The organism is Cellulosimicrobium sp. RS (genome assembly GCF_046159675.1).
Lineage (GTDB): Bacteria > Actinomycetota > Actinomycetes > Actinomycetales > Cellulomonadaceae > Cellulosimicrobium > Cellulosimicrobium funkei.
Map to the genome: position 1 here is coordinate 183,467 of NZ_JBJXVU010000006.1, position 15,154 is coordinate 198,620.

Genomic DNA, 15,154 nt, shown 5'->3' on the forward strand with positions numbered 1-15,154 from the left:
ATCGTCCTGGAATCGCCCCCGGTGCGGGGGTCCTGGGTAGAAGTTGAACCTCGAATCAGGCAGGGTGGGCGCGAACCGATTGACATCGGATCAGCGTGAGGCCCTGTGTGCGCCGGCCCCTGCGGGGGCAACCGGCCGGACGCGCCACCCCAGGGAGGACGTCCTCGCACCCGGGGCCTCCTGCCGTGCCCTCTCGTCGAGCGCCCGCACCCGGGTGCTCCGGAGGGGCGTGACGCTGGTCCACGACCGGAAGGTGGCGACACCCACCGCATGACAGCTCTCAGCACACCCGTGCCGACCGACCCGGCCGCGCACGCCGGCGCCGCGACCGTCGGCACCGACGACCGCGCGACCGCGCTCTCGGTCCGCGACGTCTACAAGGTCTTCGGGCGCCGCCCCGTCGAGGCGATCCGCCGCCTCGAGCAGGGCGCGAGCCGCGACGACGTCAAGCCGCTCGGCACCGCCGCGGTCATCGACGCGTCGTTCGACGTGAAGCAGGGCGAGATCTTCGTCGTCATGGGCCTCTCGGGCTCCGGCAAGTCGACGCTCATCCGCATGCTCAACGGGCTGTGGAAGCCGACGTCCGGGCACGTGCTGCTCGGCGGCACCGACCTCGCCCAGGCCGACGCCAAGCAGATGCGCGCGCTGCGCCGCAAGCACGTGTCGATGGTCTTCCAGCACTTCGCGCTCCTGCCCCACCGCACCGTGCTCGACAACGCCGCCTACCCCCTGGAGATCCAGGGCGTCGGCAAGGCGGAGCGCCGCGAGAAGGCCCGCACCGCGCTCGGCCTCGTCGGGCTCGGCGGCTGGGAGGACTCCCTGCCCTCGCAGCTCTCCGGCGGCATGCGCCAGCGCGTCGGGCTCGCCCGCGCGCTCGCCGCCGACACCGACGTCCTGCTCATGGACGAGGCGTTCTCCGCGCTCGACCCGCTCATCCGGCGCGAGATGCAGGAGCAGCTCCTCGAGCTCCAGCAGACGCTCGGCAAGACGATCGTCTTCATCACGCACGACCTCAACGAGGCGATGCACCTCGGGGACCGGATCGCCGTCATGCGCGACGGCCGGATCGTGCAGATCGGCACCGCCGAGCAGATCCTGTCCGACCCCGCGAACGACTACGTCGCCCAGTTCGTCGCCGACGTGGACCGCACGCGCGTCCTCACGGCGTCGTCCGTCATGGTGCGCCCCGCCGTCGTCGTCCCGCTCTCCGGCGGTCCCCGCCAGGCGAGCCGCACGATGCGCGAGGCGCAGGTCTCGGCCGCGTACGTCGTCGACCGCCAGCGCCGCCTCCAGGGCGTCGTGCGCGACGAGGACGCGGTCGCCGCCCTGAAGAAGGGCCAGGACAGCCTCGACGGGCTCGTGCGCCAGGGCGTCGCGCCCGTCTCCCCCGACACCCCGCTCGCCGAGGTCTTCGCCCCCGCCGCGGAGTCGCCGCTGCCCGTCGCGGTCACGGACGAGCAGGGCCGCCTCGTCGGCGTCGTCCCCCGCGTCACGCTCCTCGAGGCCATGGTCCCCGGCGACCAGCCGAAGACCGGCGAGATCGACCTCGGGCAGACGCCCGTCGTCCAGGACGCACCGGCGGAGGGCTCCGCCCCGCTCGCGGCCGCCCCGACGGAAGGCGGTGCCGCGTGAACGACACCCTCGTCCCCCGCATCCCGCTCGGCGAGTGGGTCGACGCCTTCGTCGGCTGGGTCACCACCACGTTCCGCCCGCTCTTCCGGTTCATCAAGGACGTCCTCGTGGGCGTCTACGACGGGCTCGACGCCGTGCTCTCCGGCCCGCCGTTCTGGGTCGTCGCGATCGCCCTCGCCGCGCTGGCGTTCTTCGTCAAGGGCTGGCGGCTCGCGGTCGGCACGCTCGTCGGCTTCGTCCTCATCGCGGGCGTGAACCAGTGGGACAACGCGATGGACACCCTCGCGCTCGTCCTGCTGTCCGCCGTCCTCGCGATCGCCATCGCGATCCCGCTCGGCATCTGGGCCGCGCGCAACGACCGCGTCTCCGCCGTCGTGCGGCCCGTGCTCGACTTCATGCAGACCATGCCGGCGTTCGTCTACCTCATCCCGACCGTCGTCATCTTCCTCACCGGGCCCGTGCCCGGGATCATCGCGACGATCGTCTTCGCCATGGCCCCCGGCGTCCGGTTCACCGAGCTGGGCATCCGGCAGGTCGACAAGGAGGTGGTCGAGGCCGGCCAGGCGTTCGGCTCGACCCCCGGCCGCATCCTGCGCCAGATCCAGCTCCCGCTCGCCCTGCCCACGATCATGGCGGGCGTCAACCAGGTCATCATGCTCTCGCTCTCCATGGTCGTCATCGCCGGCATGGTCGGCGCCGGCGGCCTGGGCGAGGACGTCGTCGCCGCGCTCCAGCGCGTCGACGTGGCGCTCGGGTTCGAGGCAGGCCTCGCCGTCGTCATCCTCGCGATGTTCCTCGACCGCGTGACCTCCGCGCTCGGCGACCGCGCCCCCGTGGCGCGCGCCCTCGCCGCGGCGCGCATCTGACCGCGCCACCCACCGTCCCCGGCCGCACGCCGGGACCCCGCCCCACGCACCCGCCGTCGGGCACCCCGACCGGGCCCCCCGGCCCACGGAAGGAACGCATGACCCCCGCACGCAAGCGCACCACCCGCACCGCCGCCGTCGCCGCGACCGCCGTCCTCGGCCTCGCGCTCACCGGCTGCGCGTCCGACTCCGGCTCGGGCGGCTCCGGCGACGGCGCCTCCTCCACCGGCGAGGACGAGACGTCGGTCTCCATCGGCATCCCGTCCGGCTGGGACGAGGGCATCGCCGTCTCCCACCTGTGGACCACCATCCTCGAGGACGAGGGCTACGACGTGTCGACGCAGACCGCCGACGTCGGCGTCGTCTACACCGGCCTCGTCGGCGGGGACTTCGACCTCACGCTCGACGTCTGGCTGCCCTACACGCACGCGTCGTACGAGAAGAAGTACGGCGGCGAGATCACCGACCTCGGCTACTGGTACGACGACGCCAAGCTCACCATCGCGGTGAACGAGGACTCCCCCGCGCAGTCCCTCGAGGACCTCGCGGCCATGTCCGACGAGTACGGCAACAAGCTCGTCGGCATCGAGGCGGGCGCCGGCCTGACCGAGATCACCCAGGACCAGGTCATCCCCACCTACGGCCTCGAGGACATGGACTACTCCATCTCCTCCACCCCCGCGATGCTCGCCGAGCTCAAGGGCGCGACCGACAGCGGCGAGAACATCGCGGTCACGCTGTGGCGCCCGCACTGGGCCTACGACGAGTTCCCCGTCCGCGACCTCGAGGACCCCGAGGGCGCGCTCGGCGAGGCGGAGAAGATCCACATGTGGGGCTCGTCCGACTTCGAGGAGCGCTACCCGACGCTGACGAAGATGCTCGGCGCGTTCTCCCTCGACGACGAGCAGCTGTTCTCGCTCGAGAACATGATGTTCAACTCCGACGAGTACGCCGACGAGCAGGCCGCCGTCGAGGCGTGGCTCGAGGAGAACCCGACGTTCGTCGACGACCTCAAGGAGGCCGCGGGCGTCTGACGCCCCGACCACCCGCGCTCCGACGGGCCCGGCAGGGCCCGTCCCGGACGGGCTGCGGTCCCGGTTCGCCGCAGCCGTGCGGGCACCCTCGGTGCCCGACGCCGAAGGCCGGCTCCCTCGCGGGGGCCGGCCTTCGGTCGTGCTGCGGGACGCGGTGCCCTCAGAGCTCGCGCGCGTCGTCCTCCAGCAGCACCGGGATGCCGTCGCGCACGGGGTACGCGAGCGGACGCCCCGGGTCGGTCGAGTGCAGCTCCGGCTCGCCGGAGGGGCTCGTCCCGTCCACGAGGCGGGCGCCCGTCACCGGGCACCGCAGCGCCTCGCGCACCCAGGGGTCGATCTGCAGGCTCATGCTCGCTCCTCGTCGTCGTCCGTGCGCACGAGCGACAGGACGTCGTCGCGCACCTTCTCCATGATGTCCTCGTCAGCGGCCTCGACGTTGAGCCGCAGGAGCGGCTCCGTGTTGGACGCCCGCAGGTTGAACCACCACTGCGGGTGAGAGCCCCAGTGGGAGACCGTCAGGCCGTCGAGCTCGTCGACCTCGACCGGGCCGGCCCCCTGCTGGGTCACGTACGCCTCGACGACGCGCGCACGCGCCGCCGGGACGTCCGCCACGGTCGAGTTGATCTCCCCCGAGGCGACGTAGGGCTCGTACATCTCCGCGAGGTCGGACAGCGCGTGCGGCTGCGACCCGAGCGCGGCCAGGACGTGCATCGCCGCCAGCATCCCGGTGTCCGCGAAGAAGAAGTCGCGGAAGTAGTAGTGGGCGCTGTGCTCGCCCCCGAACACGGCGTCGTGCTCCGCCATCTGCGCCTTGATGAACGAGTGGCCCACGCGCGTGCGGACCGTGCGCGCGCCGGCCGCGCCGAGGAAGTCGGGGACGGCGCGCGAGGTGATGAGGTTGTGGATCACCGTGGGGGTGCGCCCGGCCTCGAGCTCCTTCGCGACCTCCCGCAGGCCGACCAGCGCCGTGACGGCGGACGGGGAGACCGGCTCGCCGCGCTCGTCCACGACGAAGCAGCGGTCGGCGTCGCCGTCGAACGCGAGCCCGAGGTCGGCCCCGTGCTCGACCACGGCCGCCTGCAGGTCCACGAGGTTCTTCGGGTCCAGCGGGTTCGCCTCGTGGTTCGGGAACGTGCCGTCGAGCTCGAAGTAGAGCGGCACGACGTCGAGCGGCAGGGCGGGCAGTCCCGCGCCCGTGCCCAGCACGGCCGGCACGGTGTGCCCACCCATCCCGTTGCCGGCGTCGACGACGACCTTGAGCGGACGGATGCCCGACAGGTCGACGAGGCCGCGCAGGAACGCCGCGTACTCCGCGAGCATGTCGCGGTCCGTGACGGTGCCGGGCTCCTCGGCAGCGGGCGGGAGACCGCCGTCCAGGTACCCCTCCGCGAGGGTCCGTACGTCGATCAGGCCCGTGTCCTGGCCGACCGGGCGCGCGCCCGCGCGGCACAGCTTGATGCCGTTGTAGACGGCGGGGTTGTGGCTCGCGGTGAACATGGCCCCGGGGACGCCCAGCACCCCGGACGCGTGGTAGAGACCGTCCGTCGAGCACAGCCCGATGCGCGTCACGTCCACCCCCGCGGCCGTGAGCCCCGCGGCGAACGCGTCGACGAGCTCCGGGCCCGAGTCGCGCATGTCGTGCCCCAGCACGGCGCTGGCCCGCGTGCCGGCCGGGGCCTCCGGCAGCACCACGGCCCGCGCGAACGCCGCGCCGACGGCCCGGGCCACCTCCGGGTTCAGCTGGTCCGGGACGGTGCCGCGGACGTCGTACGCCTTGATGAGGTGGGAGAGGTCGGTGCTCACGCGACCCACCCTATCCGCGGGTGCACCGCGTGCGACGGCGACGGCTGCTGCGCGTGCTACTGCCCGGCCGCCGCGTACCGCTCCTCGGTCCGCGCCTTCGCCGGGCGCCACCACTCCTCGTGCTCGCGGTACCAGTCCACCGTCCGGGCGAGACCGTCGCCGAACGAGGTGAAGGCGGGCTCCCACCCCAGCTCGGTCCGCAGCCGCGTGGCGTCGATCGCGTAGCGCAGGTCGTGCCCCGCACGGTCCGCGACGAGCTCGTAGTCGTCACGGTCGCGGCCGAAGATCTCGAGCAGGTCCTGGACAACCTGCAGGTTGGACCGCTCGCCGTCCGCCCCGACGAGGTAGGTCTCGCCCACGGCGCCCCGCTCGACGATCGCCCACACCGCGTCGTTGTGGTCGTCGACGTGGATCCAGTCCCGCACGTTCGCGCCCGCCCCGTAGACCTTGGGACGCCCGCCGTCGAGCAGGTTGGTGATCTGCCGCGGGATGAACTTCTCGACGTGCTGGTACGGCCCGTAGTTGTTCGAGCAGTTCGAGATCGTCGCGCGCACGCCGAACGAGCGCACCCACGCCCGCACCAGCAGGTCGCTCGACGCCTTCGTCGAGGAGTAGGGCGACGAGGGGTTGTACGGGGTCGTCTCCGTGAAGCGCGCGACGTCGTCGAGCTCGAGGTCGCCGTACACCTCGTCCGTCGAGACGTGGTGCAGCCGCACGTCGTGGCGGCGCACCGCCTCGAGCAGGGTGAACGTGCCGAGCACGTTGGTCCGGACGAACGGGGACGGGTCCCGCAGGGAGTTGTCGTTGTGCGACTCCGCGGCGAAGTGGACCACGAGGTCGGCCTCGCCCACGAGCCGGTCCACCAGGTCGGCGTCCGCGACGTCGCCCTCGACGAGCTCGACGCGGTCGCGCACCGGGTCGAGGGACCGCGCGTCCCCCGCGTACGTGAGGGCGTCGAGCACGACCACCGCGGCGTCGGGCCGCGTCTCGACCGTGCGATGCACGAAGTTCGCCCCGATGAAGCCGGCGCCGCCGGTCACGAGCACCCGCACAGCCGACCTCCTCGATCCGTCCTCCTGGCGCGGCGAGTCTATCGACGGCGGGCCCCGGCCCCGGGGTCCGCGGCGGCATTTCACCCGCCGCGGCACGGGGCTGTCGTGAGAGCCTGCCGGGATGAAGGGGATCGTCCTGGCAGGAGGCGCGGGCACGCGCCTGCACCCGATCACGCTCGGGGTGAGCAAGCAGCTCCTGCCCGTCTACGACAAGCCGATGGTGTACTACCCGCTCTCCACGCTGCTGCTGGCCGGGGTGCGGGACGTGCTCGTCATCACGACACCGCACGACGCCGCCGCGTTCACGCGCCTGCTGGGCGACGGCTCGCAGTTCGGCATCTCCATCTCCTACGCGGTGCAGGCGGAGCCGAACGGGCTCGCCCAGGCGTTCGTGCTCGGCGCGGACTTCCTCGACGGGGACTCCGCCGCGCTCGTCCTCGGCGACAACATCTTCTACGGGCCCGGCCTCGGCGACCGGCTCCAGCGGTTCGCCGAGATCGACGGCGGCGCCGTCTTCGCCTACCGCGTCTCGGACCCGACGGCGTACGGCGTGGTCGAGTTCGACGGGTCGGGACGCGCCCTGAGCATCGAGGAGAAGCCCGTGCACCCGCGGAGCAGCTACGCGGTGCCGGGCCTGTACTTCTACTCGGCGGACGTCGTCGACGTCGCCCGCTCGCTGCGGCCCTCGGCGCGCGGCGAGTACGAGATCACGGACGTGAACCTGCACTACCTGCGCGAGGGCCGGCTCCAGGTCGAGGTCCTGCCGCGCGGGACCGCCTGGCTCGACACCGGGACGGTCGACTCGCTCCTCGACGCGAGCGACTTCGTCCGCACGATCGAGAACCGGCAGGGCCTGAAGATCGGGGCCCCCGAGGAGGTCGCCTGGCGCCGCGGGTTCCTCGACGACGACGGCCTGCGCGAGCGTGCGGCCGCGCTGGGCCGGTCGCGCTACGGCACCTACCTGCTGTCGCTGCTCGACGCGTGAGCGCCCGGGGCCGAGGCTCCGGCGAGCACGTCGGCCGCCGCGACGACCCAGCGCTCGCGCCAGTCGCCGACGGGCTCGACGCCGGCCCGGCGCAGCGCCTCGTGGCCGAGCACGGACCACGCCGGCCGCGGCGCGGGGCGGGCGGACGCGGCGCTGGGGACGGGGCGGACGATCGCCGGGTCGAGCCCGGCCGCGGCGACCACCTCGCGAGCGAGGTCCCACCAGGACGCCCGGCCCTGCGCCGTGCCGTGGTAGACGCCGCCCGGCGCCGGGGACCGCACCAGCCGCACGACGAGGTCGGCGAGGTCCCGCGCCCACGTCGGCTGCCCCACCTGGTCGTCGACGACCTCGAGCGCTCCGCGCTCGCGCGCCACCCGGGCGATCGTCCGCGGGAAGCACGCGCCGTGCGCGCCGTAGAGCCACGCCGTGCGGACCACGAGGGCGTCCGGGTGCTCGGTCCGCACGGCCCACTCCCCGGCGGCCTTCGTCCGGCCGTACGCGGACCGGGGCGCCAGCGGCGCGTCCTCGGCGTACGGGACCCCGACGGCGGCGGGCCCGCCGTCGAAGACGTAGTCCGTCGACACGTGCACGAGCCGGGCCCCGTGGCGAACCGCCGCGCGGGCGACGTGCTGGGCCCCGACGGCGTTGACGGCGAAGGCCGTCGCCTCGTCCGCCTCGGCGGCGTCGACGGCCGTGTACGCCGCACAGCTCACCACGACGTCCGCGCCGGCGAGCGCGCGCGCGACGGCGTCCCCGTCCGTGACGTCGAGCGCCGCGCGGTCGAGCGCGCGCACGGGCTCCCCGCCGGCGCGCAGCAGCGCCACCACCTCGGCCCCGAGCATCCCGCCGGCCCCTGTCACCGCCCACCGCACCACGACCACCTCCGCACGGCACCCTACCGAGGAGCACCATGAACGTCCGTGAGCTCACCGTCCCCGGCGCGTGGGAGCTGCTGCCGCGCCAGCACGCCGACGACCGAGGGGTCTTCCTCGAGTGGTTCACGGCCGCGGCCCTGCGCGAGGCGACGGGGCGCGACCTCGACCTCGCCCAGGCGAACGCCTCGGTGTCGAGAGCGGGCGTCGTGCGCGGGATCCACTACGCCGACGTCCCGCCCGGGCAGGCGAAGTACGTGACGTGCGTCGCGGGGTCCGTCCTCGACGTCGTGGTCGACCTCCGCGTCGGGTCGCCCGCCTTCGGGCGCTGGGACGCGGTCCTGCTGGACGCCCACGAGCGCCGGGCCGTGTTCCTCCCCGAGGGCGTCGGGCACGCGTTCATGGCGCTCGAGGACGGCGCGACGGTCGTCTACCTGTGCTCGAGCGGGTACGCCCCCGAGCGGGAGCACGGCGTCGACCCGACCGACCCCGAGCTCGCCATCGAGTGGCCGACCACCGGCCCGGACGGGCGCGCCCTCGTGCCGTCGTTCTCCGCGAAGGACGCGGCGGCGCCGTCCCTGCGGGAGGCGCTAGCGGCCGGAGCCCTCCCCCGCGCGGACGAGGTCGCCGCGTTCGTCCGGACGCTGCAGGGGTAGGTCAGTCGGCCTCGGCGCGCAGGACCCGCAGGTGCCCGCGCCGCCCGACCTCGGTGACGTCCGGCGGCTCCGGCTCGGTGCGGACCTTGCCCGCCTCGCGGACGGCGTCGGCGAGCGCCGAGAGGTCGTCGTCGCTGGGACCGGTCTCGACGAACTGCGGCGACAGGCGCACGACCTCCCAGCCGCGCGGCGCGGTGAGCCGCTCCGCGTGCTCGGCGCACAGGTCATAGCTGTGCGGCTCGGCGAGGTGCGCGAGCGGGCCCAGGACCGCCGTGGAGTCGGCGTAGACGTAGGTGAGGGTCGCGACGGCGGCACGGACGCACGCCGTGCGCGAGCACTGCCTGACGGATCTCACGGCCTGACCTTACGCCTTCCCGAGCGGTCCTGGAGACGCCACACGCCGTCCGCGCCCCGCGCCGGGCCGTGGCTGGTCCCGGCCGGGTTCGTGGGAGGGCCCGGCGAGCCCCGGTGCGCAGGGCGACGGCCGACTAGAGTCGTGGTGTGCGTGGCAACTCTCCGTCCCCCGGCTCGCGCCCCGACCCGGCCGGCGCAGGGCGCCGGGCCCGTGACCGCTGGTCGCGACGCAGCGCCGTCACCCCTCCCCCGGTCTCGTTCGACGAGCTCGTCATCCCGCCGCGCGCCCCGGGGCCGGGCGGCCACGGCCCGGTGCCGCGACGCCGCGACCGCCGGGGACGCGGCATCCGGGGTCCTCTCCTGCCGCCGACCGCGCCCGCGAGCCGCACGCGCGCGGAGAAGTTCGACGACGTCGTGCTCGACGTCGTGGAGCGCGTGCAGCGCTCGTGGGCGAAGCAGCTGCGCGGGACGGAGTTCGCGGTGGAGGACGTCCCGCCGTCGGACCCGGCGCCCTGGGAGGACGGCGGCGTGCCGCTCGGCCGGTGCTTCCCGGCCGAGTCGGGCCAGCCCGCCCGCATCGTGGTCTACCGGCGGCCCGTCGAGGCGCGCGCGTTCGACGCCGAGGACCTCGAGGACCTCGTCCGCGACGTGCTCGTCGAGCAGGTCGCGCACCTGCTGGCCCGCACCCCCGAGGAGATCGACCCGCGCTACACGGGCGACCGCTGACCGTCCCCTAGCGTCCGAGCCCGGCCGTGTCCGACGCGCGGACCGCGACCTCGTGCGCGGCGGGCGCCTCCGTGACCGGCAGGAGCACCGACACGAGGCTCGGCGCGCCGTCGCCCTCGTCGCCGCTCGGCGTGCCCGCGCTCGCCGTGAGCGACCAGACGGGGAGCAGGCCGTCGTCCTCCCCGACGACGTCGACCGTCACCGCCGCGGGGACGGCCTCGGACCCCTCCGCCGGCACCGTCGCCGGGTCGAGCGTCTGCGTCGTGCCCGCGCGGAGGGTCAGGGTCGTCGTGCCCGCCTCCGCGCCGCTCTCGTCGTAGACGCGCACGAGGAGCTCGAGCGAGCCCGTCGGCTCGTCCTCGTCGGCACGCGCCGCAGGCACGGCGGCGAGCGTCAGCGCGGAGGACGTGCCCGGGACGAGCGCCACCTGACCGGCGGGCGACGCGTCGTCGGCGGGCCCGGCGCTCTCGTCGGCGCTCGCCGCGTCCGCCACGGGCGGCAGCGGTCGCGCCGCGACCCAGGCGCGGTCGTACTGCCGCTCCTCGTGGAGCAGGTCGGGGTCCGGCTCGCCGCGGCGGTCGACGGACGCGCCGCCGACGACGGGGACGTCGGCGTGCACGGAGACGGCGTACGCACCCGCGGGCAGGCCGCCGAGCGACACGTCCGTGACGACGCCGGGCGTGAGCGCGACCTCCTCGGCCCCGCGCAGGGGCACGGCACCGTCCTCGCCGTAGACCGTGACGCGCGCGGTCCCGGCCTCCTCGCCCGGGGCGAGCAGGCGCAGCTGCGGCGCGTGCGGGTCGTCGACCGCCTCCCCGACGCTCGTGACGCCCGCCAGCGCGAGGTCCGTCGTCGGCTCCGCGCCCGGGACCACGTGGTCGACGCCGAGCGGCACGAGGCCGTCGAGCGTCGAGTGCTGCAGGTACGCCGACACGAGGCCGCCCGACGCGGCCACGTGGACGACGAGGCGGCGCTGCTCGGGGGCCGCCGCCTCGACCAGGGTCACGACCTCCTGCCCCGGACCGACGAGCTGCTGCCCGCCGCCGGAGAGCACGACCTCGCCCCCCTGTCCCCAGACCTGGACCTGGACGACGGCGGGCGTGAGACCGGGGTTCTGGAGCACGAGCTGCGAGCTGCTCCCGATCTCGGTGCTCCCGCCGACGAGCCACTGGCTGATGCCCGGCCGCGAGCAGCTCGCCGCGGCGAGACCGCGCAGGTCTCCCTCCGTCGTCACGGAGCCGACGGACGCGGCCACGCGGGGGGACGCGTCCTGGGCGGGGCGCACCGTCAGGACGCTGCCGTGCTCCGGGTCCTCGACGTCGCCCACGGTGACCTCGGCGCCCGGCCCGGGCGCGAGCTCCTGCTCCTCGGGGTCGCCGCCGTCGAGCACGCCGAGCCCAGCGGTCCCGTCGCCCTCGACGACGGCCCGCAGCCTGCTGGACGTACCGACCGGGGCGGGACCGAACTGCGCGTCACCGACCGTCTCGGGGTCGGTGAGCCGCGCCGGGCCCGGGCAGACCGAGACCTCCTGGGCGGGCTCGACCGTGACCTCCTCGACGGGGTCCGCCGGGGCCGGTGCCGCGGGCAGGAGCGCCGCGCCCGTGCTCCCGAGCACGACGACCGCGCCCACCGCCAGGATGCCGACCAGCCCGGCGCCCGTCGTCGTGACGCGGCGCACCACCGCCCGGGCGCGCCCGGGGCGCGCGTCCTTCTCCGGAGCCTCGTCGGGGCTCGTCCCGTTCGTCGTCGTCACCGTTCCTACCTCGTTCCCGCGCGACGGCGCCGGACCGGCACCGCGAGCAGCACGTACACGACCAGGGTCACGCCCGCCGCCGCCATCCAGCCGGACCGGTGGTCCGCGGCGTGGTACACCTCGAGCCGCCCGGCGTCGGTCCCGAGGGCGAAGGCCTGCAGCCCGCCGGTCGTCGCCGGGTCGACCGCCTCCAGCGGGCGGCCGTCGAGCGTCGCACGCCACCCGGACGACGCGTCCTCCGCGAGGACGACCTGCCGGTCCTCCGCCCCCTCGGGCACGGTCGTGACGACCGGGCGCAGCGCGTCGCGGTCCGCGGCCAGCGGCTCGACGCCCGCGCCGGACTCGACGCGCGCCCACGACGGCTCGCCTCCCTCGGGCACGACGCGCCAGAGCAGCGCCGAGCGGCCCTCCGTCATGCGCTCGAGCCCCGGCACCATGTCGAGCCGGGCGACGAGCTCGGCCCGCGCCTGGTCCTCCGGCGCGGACGCGGGCAGGAGCACGGCCCCGACGCCCAGACGGCCCAGGCCGTCGGCGACGTCCGCCGAGGTCCCGGAGACGAGCTCCGCGACGAGCCGGGGCAGCTCGCCCTCGGTCACCGCGGGGTCGGCCGCCTGCCACGCGTGCACGACGACCGACGAGTCGACCGCCTGCGGACCGTCCGAGCGCAGCGCCGCGTACTCGACGACGCCACCCGGACCGTGCTCCAGGGTGAGCACGCGCGCCTGGCGCGGCGAGGACTGCATCTGGCGGCCGACCGGCGGCACCACCGGCTCGGTCGTGGCCACGACCGAGCCGACCCGGGCGTCGTCGCGGTCGAGCACGCCCACGGTCCAGGACGCGGCGGCCCCGAGGGGCAGCAGGGTGACGACGAGCGCGAGCGCGACGACGGCGCCCGAGCGCCAGGCCGGGGCCCCGGCGCCGGGCCACCGCGGGGCGCCCACGAGCGCGGCACCGAGGAGGGCGAGGAGCGCGAGGGACAGCCCGGCGCCGGGCCACCCCGTGACCGGGGCGTCGGGCGACGCCCCGGCGGCCACGACGGTCGACCCGGCGAGGACGGCGGCGGCCAGCCCGAGCGCCGCGACGAACCACGCCCCCACGGCCAGACGGCGGCCGCGCAGCACGGCGAGCACGGCGAGCACCACGACGACCGCGCCGGCGGCGAACGGGGCCCAGCGCGCCAGGAGGTCGCCGGCGCCGCCCCCGTCGAGCCCGAACCACGCCTCGGGCGCGGTCGGCAGCCCCAGGAGCTGCTGCCACGGCGCGGCGGGCGTCGCCGCGACCGGCGCGCCCGGGTCGGCGAGCAGCAGCCGCCACCCGCCGTCGCCCGCGGTGCGGGCCACGTGCACGAGGAACGGGGCGAAGAGCACGAGGGCCGGCACGGGGACGAGGGCGAGGTAGCGGCGGTGCGCCCGGACCCCGAGCGCCACGACGACGAGCACGACCACACCGACGGGCAGGAGCACGGGCGCCCCGGCGACGGCGACCGCGAACAGCAGGCCCGCGGTCGCGGCGGCCGCGAGCGACCCCGGCTCGCGGCGCGCGCCCCGGCGGACGACGTCCTGCGTCGGGGGCGCGACGACGTCGAGCCGCTGGAGCCCGAGCGCGCGGACGACCGCGAGCGCGAGCCACGGGAGCGTCGCGTGCACGAGGACGGCGCCGACCCGGCCGGCACCCACGGCGGTGAGGAGCGCGGGAGCGGCGACCCAGACGAGCGTCGCCCAGGCTCGGAGCGGCACGGAGCGCGTGACCGCGCCCGCGGCGAACCACGCGCCCAGGCCGGCCGCGAGGAAGCACGCGGGGACGAGCAGGTTCACGGCGGTCTGCGTGGCGCCGCCGGCGAGCAGGGACGCCGGGACCAGCGCGGACACGAACGGGTCCGCCGGCGCGGGCGCGCCGAGCCCCGTGGTGACCCAGCCCGTCGTCGCCGCGCGCCACACGTCCCCGAGCGTCCCCGTGGCCGGGAGGAGCGAGCCGCCGACGAGCCGACCGCCCGCGAGGAGAGCCCCCGCCAGCGGCCCGAACACGACGGCGGTGAACCCCGCCAGCACGACGGCGGCCCCGGCGAGCCCGGCCCGACGCCGCACCGCGAGGGCACGCAGCTCGCGCCGCTCGATGTCGGTCGGCGCCCACGCGGTGCGCCGCTGCTCGGCGCGCGCGAGCCGGCGGTCGCGCCGCTCGACGAGCACCTCGCGCCACGTGCCGCGCAGCGGGCGCAGCGCTCGGCGCGGGAGCGTCCGGGTCCGGCGCGCCACGCGGCGCGCCCGCACGACGGGCCCGACCCGCACGAGCGCCCACAGCGGCGCGAGCAGCTCGTCCCGGGCCTGCCCCGGCTGCTTGACGAGCAGCCGGAACGCGGCGTGGAAGGGTGCGCCGACGACCATGGCGAGCGCGACGAACGGGAGCCACGGTGCCGCGACGCCGACGAGCCGCGCGTGGAGCTGGGAGTGCCGGCGCGCCGCCGACGACGCGTCGGGGTCCGGGGCGGGGAGCGCCGTCGTCCCGCGCCGACGCTCGCGCAGGCCGAGCAGGGAGGCCTGCGCGTGCCGCACCACGGCCGACGGCACGACGACGACCCGGTGACCCGCGAGGCGCGCCCGCCGGCACAGGTCCAGGCCGTCGCCGAACGGGCCGAGCTCGGGGTCGGTCCCGCCGAGCTCCTGCCACACCGACCGCCGCACGAGCGCCCCGGCGAGCCCGACGGCGAGCACGTCCTCGCGCGCGTCGTGCTGCCCCTGGTCGACCTCGTCCTCGTCGATGCCGGTCAGGCGGCGGCCGAGCGGCGTCGTGGTCACGCCCACCTCGACGAGGCGGCTGACCGTGCCCGGCTCGAACGGCGCCGCGGGCTGCGCGTCGGTGCCGGGCACCCAGCGCTCCTGCTTGGGGCCGGCCACCGCGACCGCGCTCGAGTGCTCGACGGCGCGCAGCAGCTCGGCGAGCGCGTCGGGCGCAGGGGCCGAGTCGTCGTGCAGGAGCCAGAGCCACGTGCCCGGCTCGACGTTCGCGAGGGCCGTGTCGACCGCGTCGCCGAACGAGCGGGCGCGCGGCGCCGCGACGAAGCGCGCGTCCCCGAGCTGGAGGCCCTGGTGCTCGCTGCTCGCGTCGCCGGTCGCGGCGTCGACGACGACGACCTCGTGCGGGCTCGTCGTCTGGGCGCGCAGCGCCGCCAGCGTGTGGGCGAGGAACGGGGTGCGGCCGCGCGTCACGACGACCGCCGTGACCGTGGTCACGACGGGCAGCGCGCCCGTCACGGCGGCGACGATCCCGGGTGCCGCGACGACGCCCGGCACGGCGGCGGCGCGCGCGGCGGCCCCCGGCGTGACGTCGCCGGGACGGGCGCTGCGCGCGGACGTGGTGAGGTCGGAGGAAGTCATGTCCCGTCGATCATGCGACGGACACGGCTCCAGGCGCGGCATTTGCGCGC

At 75.9% G+C, this 15,154-nt stretch carries 13 protein-coding genes; 6 read left to right on the forward strand and 7 right to left on the reverse strand.

The genetic code is table 11. The features are described from left to right. The first annotated feature begins 270 nt into the window (after positions 1–270). The 3 genes from ACI769_RS11225 (at position 271) to ACI769_RS11235 (ending at position 3,532) form a co-directional block, all read left to right on the forward strand. Positions 271–1,632, forward strand: coding sequence for a glycine betaine/L-proline ABC transporter ATP-binding protein (locus ACI769_RS11225; protein WP_081895783.1), 1,362 nt, complete (start codon positions 271–273; stop codon positions 1,630–1,632). Next, a complete protein-coding gene (locus ACI769_RS11230; RefSeq protein ID WP_391516263.1) occupies positions 1,629–2,498 on the forward strand; it encodes an ABC transporter permease in 870 nt (289 codons plus the stop codon). The genes ACI769_RS11225 and ACI769_RS11230 overlap by 4 nt, the downstream gene beginning before the upstream one ends. Before the next feature lie 98 nt (positions 2,499–2,596). Next, positions 2,597–3,532 carry a glycine betaine ABC transporter substrate-binding protein gene (locus ACI769_RS11235; RefSeq protein WP_034651706.1) on the forward strand — a complete coding sequence of 312 codons (936 nt, stop codon included), beginning with the start codon at positions 2,597–2,599 and terminating at the stop codon, positions 3,530–3,532. A 160-nt stretch (positions 3,533–3,692) separates the two neighbouring features. On the opposite strand, the gene ACI769_RS11240 is transcribed toward ACI769_RS11235, so the two are convergent. From ACI769_RS11240 to rfbB, 3 genes are read right to left on the reverse strand one after another with little or no spacing between them, the layout of a single operon-like run. Then, the gene (locus tag ACI769_RS11240; protein WP_021479800.1) at positions 3,693–3,881 is read right to left on the reverse strand and encodes a Trm112 family protein; all 189 of its coding nucleotides are present in this window, start codon (positions 3,879–3,881) and stop codon (positions 3,693–3,695) included. Beyond that, positions 3,878–5,335, reverse strand: coding sequence for a phosphomannomutase/phosphoglucomutase (locus ACI769_RS11245; RefSeq protein WP_085387526.1), 1,458 nt, complete (start codon positions 5,333–5,335; stop codon positions 3,878–3,880). The genes ACI769_RS11240 and ACI769_RS11245 overlap by 4 nt, the downstream gene beginning before the upstream one ends. Before the next feature lie 56 nt (positions 5,336–5,391). Continuing rightward, a complete protein-coding gene (gene rfbB, locus ACI769_RS11250) occupies positions 5,392–6,387 on the reverse strand; it encodes a dTDP-glucose 4,6-dehydratase (RefSeq protein ID WP_034651713.1) in 996 nt (331 codons plus the stop codon). Between the two features lie 121 nt (positions 6,388–6,508). Between rfbB and rfbA the strand changes: the two genes are divergently transcribed. After that, on the forward strand, positions 6,509–7,372 hold the full coding sequence (rfbA, locus tag ACI769_RS11255; RefSeq protein WP_034651716.1) for a glucose-1-phosphate thymidylyltransferase RfbA: 864 nt from the start codon (positions 6,509–6,511) through the stop codon (positions 7,370–7,372). On the opposite strand, the gene rfbD is transcribed toward rfbA, so the two are convergent. Beyond that, positions 7,345–8,244, reverse strand: coding sequence for a dTDP-4-dehydrorhamnose reductase (rfbD, locus tag ACI769_RS11260; RefSeq protein ID WP_085388692.1), 900 nt, complete (start codon positions 8,242–8,244; stop codon positions 7,345–7,347). The two genes, rfbA and rfbD, sit on opposite strands and share 28 nt — an antisense overlap. Before the next feature lie 38 nt (positions 8,245–8,282). On the opposite strand from rfbD, the gene ACI769_RS11265 reads away from it, so the two are divergent. Further along, complete coding sequence (locus tag ACI769_RS11265; protein ID WP_137281187.1) at positions 8,283–8,900, forward strand: dTDP-4-dehydrorhamnose 3,5-epimerase family protein; 618 nt, start codon at positions 8,283–8,285, stop codon at positions 8,898–8,900. A gap of 1 nt (position 8,901) precedes the next feature. Here the strand turns inward: ACI769_RS11265 and ACI769_RS11270 are convergent, their stop codons facing one another. Further along, positions 8,902–9,255, reverse strand: a complete 354-nt coding sequence (locus ACI769_RS11270; protein ID WP_009863301.1) for a DUF3499 domain-containing protein — start codon at positions 9,253–9,255, stop codon at positions 8,902–8,904. Between the two features lie 146 nt (positions 9,256–9,401). Here ACI769_RS11270 and ACI769_RS11275 point away from each other — a divergent pair, with 146 nt between their 5' ends. Continuing rightward, positions 9,402–9,980 (forward strand): metallopeptidase family protein, encoded by a 579-nt coding sequence (locus ACI769_RS11275; RefSeq protein WP_085387524.1) that lies wholly within the window; start codon positions 9,402–9,404, stop codon positions 9,978–9,980. Positions 9,981–9,987: 7 nt separating this feature from the next. On the opposite strand, the gene ACI769_RS11280 is transcribed toward ACI769_RS11275, so the two are convergent. Together ACI769_RS11280 and ACI769_RS11285 are read right to left on the reverse strand one after the other, a co-directional pair. Continuing rightward, positions 9,988–11,733, reverse strand: coding sequence for a DUF5719 family protein (locus ACI769_RS11280; protein ID WP_409141594.1), 1,746 nt, complete (start codon positions 11,731–11,733; stop codon positions 9,988–9,990). A 5-nt stretch (positions 11,734–11,738) separates the two neighbouring features. Next, entirely contained in the window at positions 11,739–15,104 is a 3,366-nt protein-coding gene (locus ACI769_RS11285; protein WP_409141595.1) for a glycosyltransferase, read from the reverse strand. Positions 15,105–15,154 lie beyond the last annotated feature (50 nt).